Origin of the sequence: Acaryochloris sp. 'Moss Beach' (genome assembly GCF_021497025.1) — a bacterium.
GTDB lineage: Bacteria > Cyanobacteriota > Cyanobacteriia > Thermosynechococcales > Thermosynechococcaceae > Acaryochloris > Acaryochloris marina_A.
Window position 1 is genome coordinate 111,977 of record NZ_CP071722.1, and the last position, 21,754, is coordinate 133,730.

The following is a 21,754-nucleotide window of genomic DNA, read 5'->3' on the forward strand; positions in this document are numbered from 1 at the left end:
CAAGTGATGGTAGGAAGAATATCATAATTAGAAGCTGAGCAGGTTGGTCTGTTACGCTCCCAAACCGGATTGGGAGATATCAAAAGTGGGGATGGGGTCTATGGACTCAGGAGAGCTTTTACCCAAGCCGGAGCTAGATCTCAGTTGATGAGTCTATGGGCGGTTGCAGATGACAGTACGAAGGTGCTGATGGTTGAGTACTACCAACTCCTGAAGAACAAGAAAAAAATGGGCAGAGGGGAGGCTTTGAGAACAGTCCAAATGAATATGCTCAATGGCAAGTTTAATAATATAGATGAGGGTAAGAACTACTCTACTCCCTACCACTGGGCTGCGTTTATCAGGACTGGGGATTGGAGACCTTTGCAGGACTAGCTTGTAGCGTTATATCAGTTAGAAACATGGGTTATTAACGAGGGTTGAGAGTCGAAGGTCTAGATATTCCAAAAGAAAAAAATTAAAAACATGACCTTGACCCAAATTCCCCACCGCTGTAGGCAAAGGGGTTTCAGATGCAGGTTTGCTCCCACCTGTAAATTATTCCGGGTTCACTTACTCTGCATTGGTTTGAGGGAGCTAGAGCTGCTGCTATTGGCCATTTAGTTCCGCAGTTCTCAGTACAGTTAAGGCGCGAGTTACTCGTTCAGACTAGCTTATCCCCTTATTTTTCTGGCGAAACTTGCTGGTAAGACATTGCCGTAGTCATCACTGAGTACAATTTTGACTTTGACAAAGAGAGATGCCTTCCAATCTGAGTGGAGTGAAACCATTGTAAAACCTCCAAAATTCAGGCTTGGCAAGTTAACCCGGAAAAATTTACAGGTGGTCTTTTGTTAGAAATAATGAAAGAGGTTAGTATTGATAACTTCAGCAGGTAAATTGATACAGATTCTTTTTGTGTGATTAAGCTGTTGTAAGCTAGCGTATTGATGCTATGGATATGCGCAGTGCCCAAAATCATCTCATTCTTCAATCAGGCTGGTGGGGTTTGTAAAACGACCTTAACCATGAATCTTGGGTATCATCTCGCGGCCAGAGATAAAAAGGTTTTACTCATAGATCTAGATCCTCAAGCATCACTTACAACTTTTATGGGAATAGAGACTACTGAACTTGATGAAACTATTGCAGATTCAATCTTAGATGGTAGTATCTTGCCAATTTGTAAAGATATTCATTCCCTGGATCTAGTCCCTTCAAATCTAACCTTGAGTGCTGCTGAATTGAGATTGACTTCAGTAATGGCGCGTGAAAGTCGCTTAGTGAAAGTACTTGATCCAATTCAAGCTCAATATGATTTTATTCTCATTGATTGCCCACCAAGTTTAGGAATACTTAGCATAATAGGACTAGCAGCATCTAGCCATGTACTTATTCCCATGCAAACGCATTATAAGGCTTATAAAGGGACTGAATTATTACTGGAGACAATTAGGCAAGTTCGTGAACTAGTTAATCCGAGTTTATTAATTGCTGGTATTGTTCCAACTTTATTTATTTCAAATGCTGCTCAAGACAAAATGATTTTAGAGTCTGTACGGCAACAGTTATCAGTGCTTGGAGAGGTTTTCCCCCCTATTCCTCGTGCTACTGCCTTTGCTGACGCATCTATGGCTCATTTACCATTGGCTCTGTATCAAGCAAAGCATCCTGGTGTTGAGATTCTTGATGGCATCTCTTTGAAATTGGAGACTCTTTAATGGCTAAACGACCAACTGTAGTTCCAAAGATGCGTGGGGTAGAAGCTCTTCTGGATCAAGACTCTTCACCTCATAGTCAGACTGAATCGAAAGTTAACCTTAGTATCAAACAAATTACACTTCCAAAAGACCAACCTCGACGCTACTTTGATCCGAATAGATTAGCCCAACTTATTGACTCAATTCGTGCTCATGGAATTCTTGAGCCAATTCTTGTAAGGAAAATATCATCCAAAGTTTTTGAACTAGTAGCTGGTGAACGTAGACTTCGAGCTGCGAAAGAGATTGGCCTCCGTGAGGTGCCTGTCGTTATTCTAGAAATGGATGAAAAGCAAGCTCTAGAAGTCTCACTGATAGAGAATCTTCAGAGAGAAGATTTAAATCCTATTGAGGAAACTGAAGGCATACTTAAACTCCTTGCTATTGCTTTAGATATATCGGAATCTGAAGTTGTTTCTATCCTGCATCAAGCTTACAACGCTAAGCAAAGAGGACTTGAGCTGAATGGTAACGTTACCATTCAGCTCAAAGTATTGGAGGAAGTGCTTAGTAAAGTAGGTAAATTTAATCAAGAATCTTTTCGATCGAATCGATTGCCACTACTCAAGCTACCTGAAGAAATACTAGATGCCCTTCGCCGTGGGGAAATTGAATATACGAAAGCTAGAGCAATCTCAAGAGTTAAAGATATTAAACGTAGAACTGAACTATTGGCTGCTGCAATTGGAGGAAATTTATCCTTAAAGCAGATAAAGGAACAGATAAAGAAGCTAAACAAGCAAGGTTCGAAAAGACAAACGAAACAAGGTGAGAAATTTACTCAGAAACTCTCTCAAGTAACCAAGAGATTGCAAGATGTAGAGATATGGAAGGATGTAGAACGAAGGAAGAAGGCTGAAAAGTTATTGGATGAGTTGGACAAATTAACTACTCAATGAATCATTTCAATCTTTCATTATTCTTTTTGTGATTTCTTCCAAAAGATAGTTTTGCGTTTTTCCCGGACAATTCTATTTCTGTGAGATTGTTTTTGCTGATCTGTGATGGTTAAGTTTCCCATTGCGACCAACTACACGCTTAGACTTGTCTAGTCTATCTTGAGTGAGATGAACCAACTCTAGGAACTGAGTCGGAGCTTCCAGAAGGCTGGTGTGCCTCTGTTCTGAAACGACTATCCAAAGGAACCTTTGGGAGAAGGATGAAAACTGGGAACAGCAGAAATGCCTGATGTCAATCATGAATGAGATCAATAGCCGATTCGGGCGAGGGACGCTGGGGATTACAGCGTCATGAGCGATCAAGAGGAATATGCCAGCCTTGCCGATAACATTAGCCAAGTCGATGTGCTTGAAGGGCAAGGACATGGGATGACTCACAAGTGTACTGATAATGACGGTCAATCCTGGTATGAAACCTGCACGCGCTGGGATGACGGTCGCGCCTTCGCTTTTAAGGTCGATACTAAAGCGGCAGACTACCCCTACCCCATTTGCACATTGACGGGGGAATGGTCATTGATACCAGCGCCCAACCATACCCAAATTGCCATGACTTTCAATATCACCGCGAAATCGGGTCTCTTGAATCGTTTACTCCTCACTATCATGGTTGCTCTGTTCATCAACGTCTGTGATCGCTTACTCAATAATTGGGTTGTATTGATGGAAAATAATGTTGCTCCTAGCCCTCCACAGGCAAACTCCGAACTATTGCCACGGATTATTTGAATAAATTTGCTGAAGCTATCTGCCCTGAGTAGTTAAGTTCTCTAAAATTTTCATCATCCCCTCTAAACTTTGCTTTAACTGTTGTTAAGCTGCTCTAAATCATTCTTGAGACTGATTTAGAGCAGCTTGCTTTAGCTTGGTATTTCCTGAAAGTCTTTCTCTACATGCGATAAAGTATGTTCTTGTTGTGAAAATCTACAGGTGAAGAAAGATAAATCCCTCAAGTTGATCAATATCTAAATGTATTTAAATATCTTTCCCAAAGTAGAGTCTAAAGCGTTGTTTCTTCATTAGAGACATAGAAAATGAACTTTTACTATATTGTTCGCAAGTTGATAAAATCTATGTAGTAAAAGGATTTTAGAATAATTCTCCTTGCTAAAAACCTCGAAGCCAGTTGATATTTCGTAAGTGATCTTGAACTAAACTTACATATAAATTCATACTCTAAATCCTAGCTGTCCCATAAGTTATTGGATATGTAGAAATTGCTTAAATTTCTACAGTGATTGCCAAGATTTAGTGAAAAGAAAGTGAGGACTATGGTGAGAGATACTTCCAGTGATGGATTTATGAATCGGTTAGAGCTTTTCTTGCTAACCAATTTTTCATTAATATGGCGATTAATTCAGCGCTGCCCAGTGCTTACACGTTGGGCCAATCGCTTTTTAACCAATCTCACCGTATATAAAGTTGCGACCCGGCCCTATCCGTTTAGTCTAATGACTCTGGAGGAATATATTCCAGGTACATTTGAATATGATCCATCTACAAAAGAACTAATTCCAGATATCCCAGAAAGACCCAAAAAGACAGACACTTATACGTCTTGGGATTCGTTAAGCGATCGCACTTATAGCAGCCGCCACCTCCGACCTGAACCCGAGTTCAATCGAGATCCAGCTTTACCCACCCCAGAAGATCTCTCTGATCTCTTTCGCAAACAAGACGGCCAAACGATTCTCTCAGAGAAGTCAACGCTTTTGTTTCCCTACTGGGCACAGTGGTTTACCGATGGCTTTTTACGAACCGATCGAAGGAATCGCTTAAAAAATACTTCTAACCACCTGATTGATCTCGCACCAGTTTATGGACTGAATCGAAAAACAACTCATTTATTGAGGAAGTTTGAAGGCGGTAAGCTCAAAAGCCAGTGGATAAACAACGAAGAATATCCTCTCTTTGTCTATGAAGATGCGAAAAATAACATCTTTAAAAAAGAATTTGAGGATCTGTATGAACCACTAAATCAGGAGCTTAATCAGACTACTGAGAAAAAGAAAAAGATCTTTGCCATGGGCGTAGAAAGAGCCAACGTGCAAATTGGCTATGTGATGCTCAACGTTATTTGCTTACGGGAGCACAACCGAATCTGCGACCAGCTAATGAAAGCCTATCCTAGCTGGGATGATGAAAGACTGTTTCAAACAGCGAGAAACATCTTAATCGTGACGATTATGAAAATCGTCATCGAAGATTATGTAAACCACATTACGCCGTACCATTTCAATGTGATTCTCGATCCACAAGCATTTCCCAATGAGAAATGGTACCGTCAAAACTGGATGTCAATTGAGTTTAACTTTGTATATCGCTGGCACAGCTCCCTGCCAGAGGCCATACAGTACAATGGTGCATCTAAAAATACTAACGACACACTCTGGAATAATCAGCTGATTCTAGATAGTGACATCGGAACGCTCCTACAAGAAACATCTGCCCAACCCGCTAGCAAAATAGGCCTGTTTAATACACCTGACTTTTTGATTGAACCGGCTGAAGTCCCAACCATTGAGCTTAGCCGTAAAGTGCAACTGGCGAGCTACAACGACTATCGAGAAGCCTACCAGTTTCCCAGAGTGACACAATTTGATCAAATTACAGGGAACCCCCGAACACAGGAATTATTACAACAGCTGTACGGAGATGTCGATAAAGTAGAGCTATACGTAGGGCTATTCGCAGAAGATACGCCAAGTAATTCACTATTGGGGCCACTGGCGACTCGTGTCATTGCAATAGATGCCCTAACCCACGTACTCACCAGTCCACTGCTGGCTGAGAATGTATACAGTAAGGACACTTTCTCTCTCGTCGGCTGGGAGATTATTCATGAAACCAAAACGCTTTCAGACTTAGTCAACCGCAACGTCTCATCAAAAGGTAATATTAGCTTCTATCTTTAACACTGGATATTGGGTTGTTAAATATCCACGACAATGTGGCCACTATCTGATTCATTGGAGTTTGCTGAATGTACTTCGTTGCGGAGGAAGGGTAGTTAGGTGAGATTATCTCAGCCCCTCTAGCTAAGGGAGGCTCGAAAAAGGTATTGCTGAAGGGAGTTATTGAGCCAAGATACTCCCATGGAAGAGAAAAAAAGGCCATTACTTTCAGAGCTAGCTTGCGTGAACTCTAACTGTGAAAGCTATGGTCAAGCGGGCCTTGAGAATTTAACAGTACGTAAAGTATACGGACAAGATCGAATACGGTATCTGCGCTGTCATAGCTGTGGAGCAGAGTTCAGTGAACGCAAGAACACTGCCTTTTGGAATACAAAAATCCCTGAATCTCGAGCAATAGAAGTAGGTCGTCAAATTGCAGAAGGAACGTCTATCAAAGGAACATCACGTCTGACCTACACCCATCCGGATACGGTGAAACGTTTGACCCTCAAGTTTGGTCAGCATGCCCAGGACTTTCATGAGCAGGAAGCTCAGCAACTGGATATCGACATACTAGAGATGGACGAACGTCATGGATACGTCGCCAGCAAAAAGCAGCAGTGTTGGGATGCGGTATCCATTGATGCCGCCAGTAAATTCATTGTCCACGTGGCAATTGGTCCCCGTAACACAGACCTGATAGAAAGGCTGATGCAAGGCAGTCACAGACGACTAGCTCATCCCCAAGACCTGGTGCTGATGACCGATGGAGAAGCGAGTTATCGCACTCTCTTTCCGGTCATCTTCGGGGTGTCTTACCTCCCCCCCCCCGTCAAAGCACGATGGGTCGACCTCCCAACTCCCAAGTATCGGATTCCTCGAACCCTTGCCCACGTCCAAGTCATCAAGCATCGTCAGGGACAAAAGTTAGAAGCTGTAGAGGTGAGCAAAGCTCATGGGAGCTGGCAACGGATCAATCAAGCGCTAGATGAAATAGGGTACAACATTCCCAACACCTCAACTGTGGAGCGTTTCAATGGCACTGCACGACGGATGAATGCTCATCAAGTCAGACGCTCACTTGCTTTCGCTCATCGCAGTAATACTCGTCAGGCCGTTGCTTGGTGGAGTGCTACAGTTTACAACTGGGTGAGAGTGCATCGCAGTTTACGAACTCCTCTAGAAGTAACCGAGGGTAAAAAGCGCTTTCAACAGAGAACTCCTGCCATGGCAGTTGGATTAACTGAACACATTTGGACCGAAGCTCAGATCCTCAGAGCACCGGTTTATATAGCTTCTCAAGAATAGGGGGCTGAGATAATCTCACCTAACTACCGGAGGAAGTAAGGCACGGGTAAAGGTCAAACCATAGTTCCAAAGCTGGTCAAATGGATTGGCCCATGACCAAATAAATTGTCACCGCTTCCCTCTCCGATAGTCCCACGGCATCACTGGGTCACTCTGGCTCCAGAAATTGAGCTTCTGAGATCGCGCCTCTTCCTCAGCGGCAACATACTGATCTGCTGTATCAGCACACCCATCCAAGTAACGGTGATACACCACGGTATATCCTTCACGGACAAGCTGAAGCCCAACCGATTTCCCATCAGAATAGATCTCCGCTACTGTTCGGCCATATTGATCAATATCAATTTCCCGAAGCTCGATTGTTGCTCCACTGGGTAGCAATGCTTTGAGTCTTTGGCCTGCCTCCGGTCCATACTCCTGCGAGGACTCAGGCGCATCAATACATCCAACACGGACTTTGCTCGATGTACCGTCGTGAGATTGCACTTTGAGGGTATCGCCATCGCTAGTGCTGGCAACCGTATAGGAGATTGTCTTTACCGGATCAATGTCGTTGGTCGTGGTGCTGGGGGGTGGGCTGCACCCAAAAAGTAGAGGGGTAAGGAGGAGGGAGAAGATTGGACTTATATTTTTCATAGCTTAATTGATTGAATCGTCCATCCATCCACATTCCCTGCAATCGTAGTGGATTGGTCTGCTATTGCCAAAACTCTCGCCACAGTTTGGGCAGATCTCTGTGAAATATGGTTGTGACTCCAGAACCTCTAACCGCTCCAGCCCCATCTGAACCATCTCCTCAATCCGCTCCATTGTCTCACCAGGACACAGCCCGATCACCCGTGAAATATTGAACGTGTCCTTTATTTCAAAGACGGCTTCAAGTAGAATTCTGTGGAGCTGCAATACATTAGGCCAACATCAGCCTATTTCTTGAAAATCAAAATAATTTTCAGATTGCTTGATCAATTGCTGTAGCTCATCGAATTCCATTGCCTGGATAGCCATTGCTAAACCTGTATGGACGAGTGCTAATCTCTGCTTTGCTTCTGGACTTAATTCTTCAGATGCTTCTTCTACACACTCAAACATCGTTGCTGTCTGGGTCAGGTTGTCAAAGGTAACGGCTAATACTTCGGCCAAAAAACTTGTCAACATAATATCTTCGCTTTATCCCTGTGTGCCTTCATATCATCAGGTAAAGGGATTTTAATTAAAACAGAGAGATTACTGATTATTAGTGAGAAGCGACAACAAACTCCTAGTAATTTCCCCTGATAGCGATATTACGCAGGTTAAGGCCATCCACATATGCAAACTTCACAACCCAGCCTAACCCCAAGCCCTCGCCACCCGTTCCCGGTCCAGCCACACTCCGATCATCTCCTCAATCCGCTCAATGGTTTCCCCTGGCCGCAGACTCAACACCTGCAACACATCGAATGTATCCTCTAATTCCAAAGCACACTCGTAGCAAAACTCAGGTGTTTCAAACGAAATTCTGATGAATGGCCTACCGCTGCCCTCGATGGTGATCCAGTATTTCCCTGAACTGCTTCGAGAAACGGTCAGATACTCAAGCTGGCCCTTTTGCTTGGTCTGCTGAACCAGATTCTTTTGACGCTTCTCAAGTGCGTGGAATTTGGACTCAAAAGCTCTAGACACTCTGGGGGGTCGGACTCGTCCTGGTGTTTGCCGAGCTGAATACCCTCGCTGCGTTCTCCGAGTATCGGTGGGTTCACTGCGGTCGTATTTGGGGGTGGGGTCAATGGTGCGATCATCATCTTCAGGCTGTAGAGTTGCCTTGCGCTTCACTGGCAGCTCATCTTTCCTGTCGATGGTCGGGAATGATGCCTTGTCTGGGTATGCGGGGGTTGCTTCGGTGTTTGTCGAGGGTGTCAGCGTGGTTTGGGCTGGTGGTTTGGGCTTCAGTGAGATGAGTTGGGGTGGCATTGCAGATATCCTCTACTAAGGCAAAGCCAGTGTAGCCTTCAGGGATATACTCTGGGGGATTTCTGGGGAAAGCTTAATTTGGAGCAGCTTTGCCAAGCAGTCTTTTCGCAGCCCGCACCTTCGCCTCTTTCTTCGATCGCCCCTCACCAACTCCCTCTAGGCCCATCGCCAGCACCATACAGCGAAATCCTTCCGGTATCGTCTCAAACTCATACCTGGGCATGGAGATCTGCTGCCGCTGACACAACTCCTGTAGCTCACCGATCGGATTCTCCACCCCATCATCCCCCTGGCTAACGGGTTTCTCTGGGGTCTTATCTTGATTTTCTTCGGCTTCTTGGTCCAGATGTGTGACCCTGACCTGCTTCTCTGCCTGTCGAATGGCTTGTTTCCTTGCATGCTCCAGGAGTTTGATCAGGGCATCTTCTGGGTCTTCATTCGGGTACACGTATGCGAGGAATCCAAGGTGATCTTCGGTCAGTTGAATCGTTAGGTTGTGAGAATGTTGCGATCGCAAAGTCGCCTCCAAAAAAGTGGTATCGTTCGGTACATGAGGTTTTAGAGAATTATCTGCTTATTTCTGGCTCCATTGCTCCCCTTTTGTTTTAAAGCTCAAAAAAAAATAAATTGATAGCCATGACTGATATCAGTGGTTCCGATGTTCCACGGAAAATCTATGATGTCTTAATTGTTGGTGCGGGTCCAGTAGGCTTGGCAACAGCAATTGGTTTACGAAAGAGAGGTATCACAAATATCCTCGTCATCGATCAGACTCGTGAATTTCGTAAAGTGGGACAAGGATTGGATCTACTACCGAATGGATTACGGGCAATAAAATATATCGATTCAGATGCATACGAGAAAATTGTAGAAAATGCTTTAAAGACTATTCAAGCTTCAGGTAGCAAGCCACCTTCAACTAACACAGTTGGAAAAAAAGAGAACTCAACCCCTCCTCCAAAAAAGCTATGGCGTCAAAAGAATATACATGGCGAAACGACGCGCTCATTTTCCACTGACTTCCAAAGCTGGTTTGATCGCTATGGTGAAGGACGAGTAAATATCTCTTGGTTTGACTTACAAACAAACTTGAGAAGTTTGATCCCCATAGATGATATTAAAGCCAACCATAAATGTATTCATGTAGAAGAAGAAGAAAAATGGGTCCGAGTCGATACAGCCTCAGATGCAATAATCTCAAATAATCCTTTTGCTCATTGGGAAATGATGAAATCAAGTGTAGAACCCTCTACATTGACTCAAGACACCCAAGAGTCTGAACATAAATCTTTTTACGCCAAGCTGGTGGTCGCAGCAGATGGAATAAATTCAAACATGCGTCAAGTTCTTTACAAGAATGACGAGTCAAAGAAATGGGTAGAACCTCAGTACTCTGGTTTTTCAGCGATTAGCTCAACAATTGCAAATGTGCCTAGCTCAATAGTCAAAGAACTAGACACGCTGTATATACAAGGAGAGCAATTTACCACATTACATAATAATTCTGACAACCTTGCTTACCCAGAGCTAAAACTACTACGGATCATTTTGATTCGCCTGCCAAATGATACGATAATTTATTTGCTTTATGCCCCTTTTGCAATTGATTCGTTTTTAGATAAGTCACGTACTGAGATTCTTGAGTTAGGCAAACAAACATTACAGAAAGCTGATTTCCCATCGATACTAGTAGACTTAGTAGGTTTATCAAATCCTGACAAAGTATCTCACCGACTTTTTTATATGCATCAGGTGAATACTCAAGACGACTCTCAACCACATTGGTTTAAAGGACGTGTTGTTCTATCTGGGGATGCTGCTCATGCAATGCCTCCATTCATGGCACAGGGTGCTAATCAAGGATTTGAGGATGCTGCTATTCTTGTTTCACTCATAACCAAGCTGGCTCAAGAGAATGGCTTGAATGATGAACATAAAATGATGAAAGCATTTGAGCAATATGAACATATTCGAATGCCTTTTGCTGAAAAAGTACAAGATGCAACGATGGATTGTCACCAATGGACACAACAACAATGGGACGACTTTAATGAAATTCTTCATCGTCGTGAATATCCATCAGTAGAAACCCTCGGAGAAGAATAAAAATATATTGCTAGGGCTCAAGTGGAGTTCAACGATACTTGAATAGCCTCTTTATGTCTAAAGATTAGTATGCTAAGTCTGTTCAATAGAAAAACTGCGATTGTTGTAGTTTCCCTTAGCCTGTTTGAGACAACATCAACACTCGCACAAGTCATCCCAGATGGAACGGTAAATTCACGAGTTACACCTTTAGAAAATACTGCTCAGATTGATGCTGGCATAACTAGAGGGGATAACGTATTTCATAGCTTCCAAAGCTTTTCTGTTCCTAAAGGTAATACAGCTTTTTTTTAATAATAGTGCCAATATCAGGAATATTATCAGTCGGGTAACAGGTAATTCGGCTTCTAATATTGACGGCATACTTAAGGCTAATGGCTCGGCCAACTTGTTTTTTATTAATCCTAATGGGATTGTTTTTGGGGAAAATGCCCGACTAGATATCGGCGGGTCATTTTTGGGAACTACAGCCAATCGCATTAATTTCGCTGATGGTACACAATTTAGCGCTATAGCACCTCAAGTTGTTCCTGGACTTACGAATGCAGAGCCTGTAGGAGTTGATTTTGGTTTTAACTCAGGTGAAATTCGTGTAACAAACACAGGCCACCAAATCCCCAACGGGTTATTTTTACCTTCTTTAAGGGACGATAATCCACCAGGCTTACAAGTATCTCCAGGAAAGACTTTAGCGTTAGTAGGTGGGGATATAGTATTCGATGGTGGCGCTGTCTACACACCAGGTGGTCAATTGGAAATTGGGAGCGTAGAGGTAGGCACTGTAACCTTCAGCGCTGCTAATCCAAGATGGACCCTAAATTACGATGACCCTAACCTTACTTTTAAGAACATCCTCTTCCAGAATCGATCTTTACTGGATACTACAGGACAAGGAAATGCATCAATTGGGATTTATGGAAGACAGATTAATTTCCTAGAGAAATCTATAGCGTTAATGCAAAATCAAGGCGTAGTTCCAGATAAAAAAACTGAAATTGGCAGCAACGGAATTACTAAATTTTGCAGATACTCCCGCTCCCGTCAACGACCCATTCACTAGTGAGAAATCGTCAGGACTATATACTGAAGCACTTTCTTCAGGATCAGGTGCTCCCATATCCCTTACTTCTTCATCCATCTCCTTTAGATTTGGAGCTACTCTAAATGCTCTGACTTTTTCTTCAGGATCAGGAAGTGATATATCAATTAATGCAGCCAATAATCTAAATATAGAAAGAAGCTCAAGCATTAACCCTGGGTTAGTTAGTCAGATCAATGCTATTGCAGTTAATTCTGGCAATGCTGGAGATGTTGACATTATTGCCCCAAATCTGGTTGTCAGTGATGGAGGGCGATTGTCTTCCGTGACTCTTGACAAAGGAAATGGCGGGAATATTTCAATTAAAGCAGATTTAATTGAGATTTTTGGACTTGAACCAATAACGAGACAAGGATCATTGCTACAAGCTGCAAGTTTAGGGTTAGGCAATGCAGGGAATATAGCTATTGATACATCAAAACTAAGTATTACTAACGGAGGGGCGGTTAGTACGACAGTATTAAGTTCGGGTCATGGTGGCAGCTTGATAATTAATGCTACGCAATACGTTCAGGTTGATGGTATGGGATCAGATTCTATCCCTGAGACTACAATCACCGCCGAAGCTATAGTAATCAATCCTATATTGCGGCCATTGTTTAATTTACCTGCCATTCCTAGCGGAAATTCTGGAAGGATATTTATCAATACTCCTCAATTGTTGATTAAAGATAAGGGACGCGTTTCTGTTCGTAATGAAGGAACAGGTGATGCAGGAGAACTCAAAATCTCAGCGAGTGAAATTATCGTTGATAAAAATAGCCAAATTAGTGCCACCACGGAAGGGGGTGAGGGTGGGAACATAAATCTTGATGCCAATTCTGTCTTTCTTCGGGATAGCTCAATCACTGCATCAACTCAACAGCTTGGTATGGGTGGGAATATTTCAGTTAACACTGGTATATTAGTTGCCCTAGGTAAGGCTGTTATCAGTGCCAATGCAGAAGATGCTCAGGGAGGGAACATCGATATCAACGCCCTTGGTATCTTCTTATCGCCTGATACTCAAATCACAGCCACCTCTCAACTCGGTACCCAATTTGATGGCAGTGTCGAAGTCGAGGCAGAAATCACCGATTTTAGCCAAGACCCAGATCTCAATATTCAGGTAGATCCCCCCGACCTCTACTCAGCTTGTGGAGACTCAAACAGCACGAACCTTGCCTATTATCGAGTTGGAACCGCAGGTAAGCCCACCAGTCCCATCACTCGCTCTCCTGCTGATGGCGGTTGGCTCCAAGCGGCAAAAGCAAGGTATGATCAGCGACGACTCACATATGTTGATCCTGAAACGGGGGAAATTAAGCCCTTAAAACGGGTTGTAGGCTGGAAAACGAATCCTAACGGCACTATCACCTTTGTGAATGATCCACGAAAAGCGGATCAGTATGCCCCAGCCGTAGCCGCTCAATTAAAGGCTTGTCACACAGATCAACAAGCTAAAGCTGGATAACCATCCTCGTCCGACAAGTATGAATAAACGCATTCCCCTCCTCCTTAGCTTGGGTATCTTGTGCTGTGGTTCTTCACAGCTACTCGCTCAAGAAACTCCGATCCTGCCTGATACACTGCCTCTACCCAAACCAAGCCCAGAGACCCCCACTCCCTCAGCTCCACCCGTCACTCCCCTTGACATCAATCCATTTCGTCTACCGTCCGGGATTGACCCCCAGGCTGACACTGCAGTCATCCTGACCCCAAGCCGCTTTATCTTTCAAGGCAATACGCTATTCACGGACGAGCAGTTACAGGTAGTTGTCTCGGAATACATCGGGAAACCCATCAGTGTCGGTGAACTCTTCCAACTAGAAGAGGCGATTACTCAGCTCTATGTCAGTGAGGGGTATCTCAACTCTGGCGCGATTGTCGCTGATACCGGAGCTGAGATTGACCCTTCTAATGCAGAAATCACCCTCCAAATCATAGAAGGGAAGGTATCAGAAATAGAAATTTCGGGAGCCAAACGCCTTGAGAACTACGTCCGGGCCAGGGTAAACCCCGTTACAAAAGGAGTTCTCAGAGAGCAGAAGATCCAGGAAACCTTGAGATGGCTGCAAATTGATCCGCTGGTTGAGGGCCTTAATGTTCAACTTCGACCTAGCCAAAATGCAGGCCAAGCCATTCTTGCCCTTGCAGTAGAACCCGCTAAACCGTTAGCTGTAGAGGTATTTGCCAATAACAATCGCTCACCCTCCGTAGGGACATTTGAAAGAGGCGCAACGGCGGCCTATCGCAACGTCACGGGCCTGGGGGATATCTTCAGCCTCACCTACCGCAACACGACCGGCAGCAATGTGATTAGTGGCAACTATGCTGTCCCCGTCAACGCCAAGAATGGCACCCTGAGTGTGAGCTTTACCTATGGGGATAACGACATAACCGAAGAACCCTTTAACCTCATTGACCTCAATACCAACGCCATTCAATACGAGTTGTCCTATCGTCAACCGATCTACAGAAAGATCAGTGGTGATCTGATCCAAGAGTTTGCCCTCGGTGTCAGCTTGTCCCGTTTAGAGAATGATGAATCAATACTGGGTGTTCCTTTTCCCCTAACAGAAGGCGCAGACGAGACGGGCCAAACCAATTCCACCGTCCTCCGACTCATTCAGGAATTCGCCAATCGAGATCAAAACGACAGCTTGATTATCAGATCACAGTTCAACTTCGGTTTACCCATTGCAACTCGCAACGCAGAACTTTTTGGTAATGGCACTTCCTTCGCTTGGAGAGGTCAAACACTTTGGGCACATCAATTCTCAAAATTCACTTGGGTCAATCGCGCAGGTGTCCAATTCGCGGATGGTCCCCTTATTCCGTCTGAACAATTTAGTTTGGGGGGAGTCTCCACCGTCCGAGGATTTCGGCAAGATGGCATCACGCGGGATAGTGGCCTCTTTGTGTCCTCAGAATTACGTGTACCTCTGATTTCAGGGGATTCTGGAACCCTGCAAATAGTCCCATTTATCGACATTGGTCATGCATTCAACCAAGGGGATCGGTTCCTCCCCAACCAAAGCCAAACCTTGGCCTCCGTGGGCCTGGGGCTGCGGTACGATTTAGGCGATAGCCTTAGTGCCCGCATCGACTATGGCATTCCCTTACTCAATCGTTCAGAGCGTCGTCCGACCGTGCAAGAAGAAGGTCTGCACCTTTCCGTTAGTTGGAGGTTTTAGTCTTGAAACATCTATCCAAAATCTTGCTATTATCCCTACTGGTCATTCCCAGTGTCCGAGCTGCCGATCTCACACTAATGGATCAAGCCGATGCCCTCACCGTCCAGGGGCACCAACAGCTTGAGCGGGGAAATCCCAGCGATGCCTATGAGTCCTGGGCAAAAGCGCTTAAACTCTATCAACGAGCCAATCACCGAGATGGCATCAAAGGTAGCTTAATTAATCAATCCCTGGCCTTCCAGCAACTCGGCCAATATTTCAATGCCTGCACCCAAGTCAGTAAAGCCCTGGCCTTAGTCACGGACTATTGCCAAACGGAAGTGCGCTCCACCGTATCCCTTACCAACCGATCCTATGATGCCACGGACCTAATCGCCCTCCAGCATCTCGGCACCATCCTCCAGCAGCTCGGTAAATTAGAAATCTCAGAGCAAGTCCTCAAGCTTGCGATCTCAAAAGCGGAAACCCTTGGTGATACCCCCCAGCGCCAAGCCTTGACTCTCAACCTCGCCAACACCCGATCCTTTAAGGTGAAAGACGCGATCCAGAAATTTCAGATTAGTGGTGAAGCCATCGTTCGAGCCAAAAACGTAACAGCAGCTAGGGATAAAGCCCTTAAAGCTTTTGAGAGTTACCAAGAACTGAACAATACCCCCTACCAGCTGAAAGCGCAGCTCAATTGGCTAGACCTCTATCAGGACATCGACCGATGGCTACAACGGGATAGAGACGGCATTTTTGAAATTTCGGAATTACAGGAGCAGGTGGCACCCAAGCACGCTGAAATTCTGGTATCCCTCCAGCAAGCGGACCTCAACCAACTTCCCCCCTTAGAGCGCATTTACACCCATCTCAAACTCTCCAAGCTTCTCGCCCAACAGCCGAATGGAGCCGGGAAACATCCCCTCATGATGGCCTTTGACCAGGCTCAATCGGCCCAACAGATCGCTGAAGAATTGGATCATTACCGGGCACTCTCCTTTGTCTATGGTCAGCTTGGTGATCTGTATCAGCGGAGTGGGCAAGGTGACCTCTCCATGCGATCCTTCAACTTAGCCGCCCAATTTGCCCACTCCGAGCAGGCTTGGGATGCCTTGTATCAGTGGCGTAGTGCCCTCGCCCAGCAGTATGAGCAATCGGGGCAGATACCCAATGCGATCGCATCCTACCAATCCGCGATCAACGCCCTGGAGCAGGTGCGCTGGAACCTGCTGCCCGTGTCATCGGATCTGCAGTTCTCCTTTAAAGCGGAAGTGGAACCCGTATACCAACAGTACATGGGCCTACTGCTCAAATCAGAAAACCCCAATTTAAAGCTCGTAGCTCAAACCAATCAACGCTTGAGACTCGCTGAATTACAAAACTACCTTCGATGTGGGGAGACTAATCTAGCTCCTCTAGCCGACCAAAACCCCATTGGTGAAGTGGTCGTGCAAATCCTGGATCTAGCTGACCAAACGACGGTGATCGTGGGAGATCGACACTATTCCGTAGACCCCGAGCAGCTCCAGCGCATCACCGCTGAAATAACGACGATGATTCAGGATAAACGGTTCTTTGATACCACCCCAGAGCAATATCTGCCCCTCGCCCAATCGTTGCACCAGCTGATACTGGCTCCAGCCTTATCCCAAAACCTGATACCAGAAAATGTCCCCATCAAATTTCACCTGAATGGGCCGCTCCAAAATATTCCAATGGGGTTTCTCCATGATGGTGAACGGTATCTGATTGAACGCAACCCCATTGCCCTGTCGAATGGTTATGTGAAAACATCCCTCAACTCATCCAATCAGCCTGGCGTCGTTGTCGGGGGAGTCTCTACCCAAAGCCCCAGCTTAGAAGAAACCTTATTGGAACCCTTGCCAGAAGTCGCTCAAGAAGTCGATGCGATTCAGGCCCAATACCCGGATGCGAAGCTTTTACTCAACCAAGATTTTACCCACGACAACTTATTGGATAATGTGGCACGGCCCACTGCCAAGATCCTTCACCTAAGTACCCACGGGCAATTTAGCTCAGATCCAACTCAAACTTTTCTGCTGGCCTGGGACCGGCCCTTGACGGTCCAAGAGATTAGTGGGGTTCTAGAAGCTGATAATGAAGGACTGGATCTGCTGTTTTTAAGCGCCTGCCACAGTGCAGCAGGGGATCCGAGATCATTGTTGGGATTAGCGGGTCTATCCGCTCAATCAGGGGCGAGAAATACGGTCGCCTCCCTGTGGTCAGCAGATGCTGCTGCGTCTGTACTGTTGTCCCGAGCATTTTACGCCGATATCAACGAACCCCGGTCGATGCATGAACGGTTGAGACAGGCTCAATTGAAGCTTTTAAGATCAGATTATGGTCATCCCTACTATTGGGCCAATTACGTCCTAGTTCAATTGTGAGATGGGCCTAGATGGACGCTTAGCGAGTTCTGAGGCTTTGTCAAAATAGTCTTGAGCCATGTCCTGATGCCCCGCTTCCTGGTGGATTAAGCCCAGTTGGGAGTACACCTCTGGTTCTAGATATTGGGTGAGGGTGCGTAACTCCTTAACAGCAGCATCTAATAGCCCCAAATGGTACAGCATCATCGCCTTGTCTAATCCTCGACTGAGAGGATCTGGAGCAAGGTTGCTGGCTTGCTGGATCAAATCGTCAATGTCTTGGATTTGCTGAGATTTGACTAACCGAATCGTGGTGATATCCTCCGCAATCGGTTGGTTATCCCTGAAGGCGACGACACTGATTTTATAGGTGTTGCCCTCCTTTAACGGCTTGGAGGCTGGGAGGGGTATTTCAGTAGTTTTGGTTGTCTGAGACCACAGCCACCGACCTCCATGTTCGACAGTGATGCGATATCTAGCCTGGGGAACGGGTTGCCAAGCGATAATCGGTTGAGTCGTGAGTTGTATGTTTCCCAATGGCTTCAACAGTTTGAAAGCCGTTCTCGATCCCTTGGGCTTGGGAATAATCTTTTTCCCCGTTTCGCTGGAAAAATTGGTTTTAGGAAAGCATTGATTCGTTTTGATCCAGTCATTGGCGGGAATAATCGCCCGGACTAGGAAACAGAGAAAACCTGCGTCTTTTTCCGTCATTCTCCTCTGAAGCACCTTTAACTCATGGGCACAGTAAAGCCGATTCGTCTTCAGTGAACGGATAACGGGTGGACATTTTTTTATCGGTTCAGCAATAACAGGAATTGTAGGGACTAGGGTTTGAATTACAACTCCCCCAAAAGTTACTAACCCTAAATAATTCCTAGGAATAAATTTATCCATACAAATTATTCTTCAACTAAGGAATAGATTAGCAGAATATATTCCTTAAGCTTTAGGTTTCTTGCTTTAATAATACCTTACGCCATTCACGGACCTCAGATCGCTCTGAGATGAGGCTAATGCAGGCTTCTCGATACTTAAGACTAGGCTCTATCTGATTGAGGAGACAATAGGGATCAGGGAGTTCAGGGTTGAACTCAATCGATTTATTCAGATACTGATAGGCCAGTTTCTGATCTTTTTGGAGAAAAGCAGCCCATCCTAAATTCTTGTATATTATGGATTTCATAATGGGCCTTTTTGTTAGCTTGAGAGCTTTTTGAGCCAGTTGTTGACCTTCCCTTGCATGACCTTCTAAAAGTGCCAAACGTGCTAAATTATTGAGCGGTTCAGGGGCTTTGGGATCAATCGAATGAGCTGACTTCAGTAAGGGTTTTGCCTTGTCTTCCTTTTCTAACTTTTCATAGAGACTCGCCAAAGCAAATTGGCTTTCCCAGTCCTTGGGATTGAGGTCAATGGCCTTTTGGTAATGATTGACGGCGCAATCATGATTACGAACTTCGGCACATGTAAACGCTAAATAGTAATGGGCTTCTTCGTTTTTCGGATTAAGCCGAATGGCTTCAGAGAGAGAGGCTTGCGCCGCAGGTAAGTCCCTAACTCTCAACTCAGACAAGCCCTGAGTAAGATAGTTTTTGCTTGTCAACATCTCGCCGGGTTTGAGATAGTGCATCAAGCCCCAGTTAATGGCAGTTGCAATACCCATGCCTAGGGCTACATAAATCCATTTTGACTGAAGGAAATAAGGTCGTTTAGAGACAGGGGTTTTTCGAGGAGGCTGAGCTAGATCCGCGAGGATTGCCTCAGTATTCCTGGGCCGATTCGTGGAGATTGGATCACACAAACGGTCAATTAAGTCAGCGAGGTCTGGATCAATATTGTTCGCTTGATCACGCCATACTACCCGATCCTCCACTTCCGGTAAGTCATTGGGATGAATCCCCGTAGCCAAGTGGATTAAGGTTCTCCCAAGGGCAAAAAAATCAGATTGGGGGAGAGCTTTGCCGTAGAGCTGTTCAGGGGGGGAGTAACCAAAGGTGCGGACCATCGTCACATCCGTGGCCCCTTGAATAGGGGTTTTATTATCTGGTCCGATCAGCTTGGCAATGTAGGTTTTTGAAACATCCCTCACGGTGCCAAAATCGATCAACACCAACCTGCCATCTGGTCGAAGCATGATGTTAGAAGGCTTGATATCCCGATGAAAATAATTTCTTTCATGGATGACTGCTAAGATTTCGCACAGTTGACCTAGCCAACCTTTGAGCTGATCAGAGGTCGCATGGCCATTCTCAGCTAGCCAGACCTTTAAATCCACCCCTTCAATTTTCTCGATGGCCGTGCAGATCAGCGTGTCTGGGAAATGCTCATCCTGATACTCGAAATAGTCTTTGACATGAACTTTAGGCGTATTAGGGTATTCGTACAATTTCATCAAAGCGTATGCTTCACGCTTCGCGAGTTGCTTTAATTTTGGATCTGCCGAATTGAGTATCTTGAATATTTTCGGAGTATTGGGGGGATCTTTGGGGTTGCCTTTGGTATCAATGCACTCAAAAATTTCAGTCTCAGAGGGGTAAAGCTGTTTGCTCGTATCCAAAGAGCGTATGGGGCGCAAGAGCCTGTACTTATCTTTGATCAGCAAAGCGGTGCCACACCCTTGGCATAAATCAATGCCGGGTGGATTCTCTCGTTGAGTGCAATTTGGATTAATACAGTAAGACACTGATCTAGGTCAAGATAGATGAGGTATTTTGGTCATTATTTATATAATTCCGTAAAATATACTTCTTAATTATGTCTACCATCACAATCTCTATTGATCCTGTATCTGTTACAAGACTCAGTAAATTATGATTTTGAAGGCGTTCAAGGCTATTGAATATATCCAGCTCAGATATATCTGGATGATTTTCTAGGATGTTTTGAGTTAATGCTAATAACGATATACCGCTTTGAGTTCGATCAATAGATGCAATTGTGCAAAGTACGATGATCTCTAATTCTTTAATATCATTGGTATTGGTAAATAGTTTATTAAGTAGGTACTCAAATTCGTTTAGTGCCAGACTTGTTTTTTGGTTAACTAAGTCAGCCTGCCCTCCAAGTACCTTTGAGACCTTTCTAAGAACAGAATGCAGGAGAAGTGGATTGCCCATACAAGTGTGGACCATCTTTTCCCAGTCGGCATCAAATGTAATTCCATGTGACTCAACGAGCTTCTGTACTTCGTTAGCTTGGAGTGGTCCTAAGTGCAAGCTTTCAAACGGGAAACCCATGTTTTTGTAGTTGGATAAGCCTTCAGGAAAACAATTAGCAGTCAGCCAAACGCAACTTTGATGTTTTTCCTCAATTATTCGCCTAAAGAAAACCTCATATTCACTGGTCTCTTGATTCGTCTGCAGCATTAAATCAACTTCATCCAATACAATTAGGCATCTGTGCCGTTGTAAATATTGGATGAGTATAGAACTACGGCTTAGTTGAGTTTCTTCTCCCTTTGTAGCCCCCAAATGCTCTATTAGGGAGTCCAGTAATTCATTGAGGCTAGGTTTGTAATGGACAGGTAGCCAAATATAGTGTTCGAATTGGGAAGGCTGGTGGAATATTGCGTTTATCGCTTTTGCTGCTAAACAGGTCTTACCAATCCCAGCAATCCCATCAATACATACACATTGAATCGTCTTCGACCATTGTTTGAGTTCTTCTGCTTCACTCTGACGACCTACGAAATTTTCAATATCAGGAGGATACCCTCCTAAGATTTTTTGATTCCTTTTGTCAGGATCTAAGAGTTCAGGATGTCTCTCAAAGTATCTTCTGAGAGACATTTTGGTAATCTTCTCACCAAAATGTCCAGACAGCATGAGCCAAAGCTTTCGACCAGCATCACTGCGTATATAATTCTCGCTGTAGTTAGCTTTAGAATTTTTAATCGCTAATGCGTAATCAATTTTGTCCCAGGCTGCTTTCAGCGCAATGATTTCAGCTTCAGTTTGCTTCCGTCCTTTTTCTTGCATAGAGATGCTATTGACGATCTTTGCCGCTTGAGTAAAATTCATTGAATTCTTTACTTGCACCTAGCATTAACCTAGCATCTGATGGGGGAGTAAACCTAGCATCTACCTAGCATTCACATAGCGTTCTTTAGGCCACCGCATAGTCAAATATTCCTTAACTGTAAATAAATCCTATGTGGG

General features: G+C 44.7%; 19 protein-coding genes. 12 read left to right on the forward strand and 7 right to left on the reverse strand.

Going from position 1 to position 21,754, the window contains the following annotated elements:
• Positions 1–48: 48 nt before the first annotated feature.
• The 6 genes from HRE53_RS32135 to HRE53_RS32160 all read left to right on the forward strand — a co-directional run bounded on the left by HRE53_RS32135 (position 49) and on the right by HRE53_RS32160 (position 6,900).
• Positions 49–375: a CHAT domain-containing protein gene (locus HRE53_RS32135; RefSeq protein WP_304518444.1), complete on the forward strand. Its 327-nt coding sequence runs from the start codon at positions 49–51 to the stop codon at positions 373–375.
• Between the two features lie 572 nt (positions 376–947).
• A complete protein-coding gene (locus HRE53_RS32140) occupies positions 948–1,700 on the forward strand; it encodes a ParA family protein (RefSeq protein WP_235112525.1) in 753 nt (250 codons plus the stop codon).
• Positions 1,700–2,638, forward strand: coding sequence for a ParB/RepB/Spo0J family partition protein (locus tag HRE53_RS32145; protein ID WP_235112526.1), 939 nt, complete (start codon positions 1,700–1,702; stop codon positions 2,636–2,638). The genes HRE53_RS32140 and HRE53_RS32145 overlap by 1 nt, the downstream gene beginning before the upstream one ends.
• 351 nt (positions 2,639–2,989) lie before the next feature.
• Positions 2,990–3,427, forward strand: coding sequence for a hypothetical protein (locus HRE53_RS32150; protein WP_235112527.1), 438 nt, complete (start codon positions 2,990–2,992; stop codon positions 3,425–3,427).
• A gap of 641 nt (positions 3,428–4,068) precedes the next feature.
• Positions 4,069–5,613 carry a peroxidase family protein gene (locus HRE53_RS32155; protein ID WP_396133523.1) on the forward strand — a complete coding sequence of 515 codons (1,545 nt, stop codon included), beginning with the start codon at positions 4,069–4,071 and terminating at the stop codon, positions 5,611–5,613.
• A 180-nt stretch (positions 5,614–5,793) separates the two neighbouring features.
• On the forward strand, positions 5,794–6,900 hold the full coding sequence (locus tag HRE53_RS32160; protein ID WP_235112143.1) for a hypothetical protein: 1,107 nt from the start codon (positions 5,794–5,796) through the stop codon (positions 6,898–6,900).
• A gap of 108 nt (positions 6,901–7,008) precedes the next feature.
• Here HRE53_RS32160 and HRE53_RS32165 read toward each other — a convergent pair whose 3' ends face one another.
• From HRE53_RS32165 to HRE53_RS32180, 4 genes are all read right to left on the reverse strand, one after another.
• Positions 7,009–7,536, reverse strand: a complete 528-nt coding sequence (locus HRE53_RS32165; RefSeq protein WP_235112529.1) for a thermonuclease family protein — start codon at positions 7,534–7,536, stop codon at positions 7,009–7,011.
• A 282-nt stretch (positions 7,537–7,818) separates the two neighbouring features.
• Entirely contained in the window at positions 7,819–8,055 is a 237-nt protein-coding gene (locus tag HRE53_RS32170; RefSeq protein ID WP_212666982.1) for a hypothetical protein, read from the reverse strand.
• A gap of 174 nt (positions 8,056–8,229) precedes the next feature.
• Entirely contained in the window at positions 8,230–8,850 is a 621-nt protein-coding gene (locus HRE53_RS32175; protein ID WP_235112530.1) for a hypothetical protein, read from the reverse strand.
• Positions 8,851–8,923: 73 nt separating this feature from the next.
• Positions 8,924–9,367, reverse strand: coding sequence for a double-stranded RNA binding motif domain-containing protein (locus HRE53_RS32180; RefSeq protein ID WP_235112532.1), 444 nt, complete (start codon positions 9,365–9,367; stop codon positions 8,924–8,926).
• Positions 9,368–9,486: 119 nt separating this feature from the next.
• Here HRE53_RS32180 and HRE53_RS32185 point away from each other — a divergent pair, with 119 nt between their 5' ends.
• The 6 genes from HRE53_RS32185 (at position 9,487) to HRE53_RS32205 (ending at position 17,621) form a co-directional block, all read left to right on the forward strand.
• A complete protein-coding gene (locus tag HRE53_RS32185) occupies positions 9,487–10,956 on the forward strand; it encodes an NAD(P)/FAD-dependent oxidoreductase (RefSeq protein WP_235112533.1) in 1,470 nt (489 codons plus the stop codon).
• 69 nt (positions 10,957–11,025) lie between these two features.
• Positions 11,026–11,250 (forward strand): hypothetical protein, encoded by a 225-nt coding sequence (locus tag HRE53_RS35455; RefSeq protein WP_396133524.1) that lies wholly within the window; start codon positions 11,026–11,028, stop codon positions 11,248–11,250.
• Positions 11,234–12,016: a filamentous hemagglutinin N-terminal domain-containing protein gene (locus tag HRE53_RS32190; RefSeq protein ID WP_255801660.1), complete on the forward strand. Its 783-nt coding sequence runs from the start codon at positions 11,234–11,236 to the stop codon at positions 12,014–12,016. Before HRE53_RS35455 ends, HRE53_RS32190 begins: the two co-directional genes overlap by 17 nt.
• Before the next feature lie 562 nt (positions 12,017–12,578).
• Entirely contained in the window at positions 12,579–13,508 is a 930-nt protein-coding gene (locus HRE53_RS32195; RefSeq protein ID WP_235112534.1) for a hypothetical protein, read from the forward strand.
• A gap of 19 nt (positions 13,509–13,527) precedes the next feature.
• A complete protein-coding gene (locus tag HRE53_RS32200) occupies positions 13,528–15,231 on the forward strand; it encodes a ShlB/FhaC/HecB family hemolysin secretion/activation protein (RefSeq protein ID WP_235112535.1) in 1,704 nt (567 codons plus the stop codon).
• Between the two features lie 2 nt (positions 15,232–15,233).
• The gene (locus HRE53_RS32205; protein ID WP_235112537.1) at positions 15,234–17,621 is read left to right on the forward strand and encodes a CHAT domain-containing protein; all 2,388 of its coding nucleotides are present in this window, start codon (positions 15,234–15,236) and stop codon (positions 17,619–17,621) included.
• On the opposite strand, the gene HRE53_RS32210 is transcribed toward HRE53_RS32205, so the two are convergent.
• From HRE53_RS32210 to HRE53_RS32220, 3 genes are read right to left on the reverse strand one after another with little or no spacing between them, the layout of a single operon-like run.
• Positions 17,607–18,494 carry a tetratricopeptide repeat protein gene (locus tag HRE53_RS32210; protein ID WP_235112538.1) on the reverse strand — a complete coding sequence of 296 codons (888 nt, stop codon included), beginning with the start codon at positions 18,492–18,494 and terminating at the stop codon, positions 17,607–17,609. The genes HRE53_RS32205 and HRE53_RS32210 overlap by 15 nt on opposite strands.
• 52 nt (positions 18,495–18,546) lie before the next feature.
• Positions 18,547–20,280, reverse strand: a complete 1,734-nt coding sequence (locus tag HRE53_RS32215; RefSeq protein WP_235112539.1) for a serine/threonine-protein kinase — start codon at positions 20,278–20,280, stop codon at positions 18,547–18,549.
• A 4-nt stretch (positions 20,281–20,284) separates the two neighbouring features.
• Complete coding sequence (locus HRE53_RS32220; RefSeq protein WP_235112540.1) at positions 20,285–21,574, reverse strand: NB-ARC domain-containing protein; 1,290 nt, start codon at positions 21,572–21,574, stop codon at positions 20,285–20,287.
• Positions 21,575–21,754 lie beyond the last annotated feature (180 nt).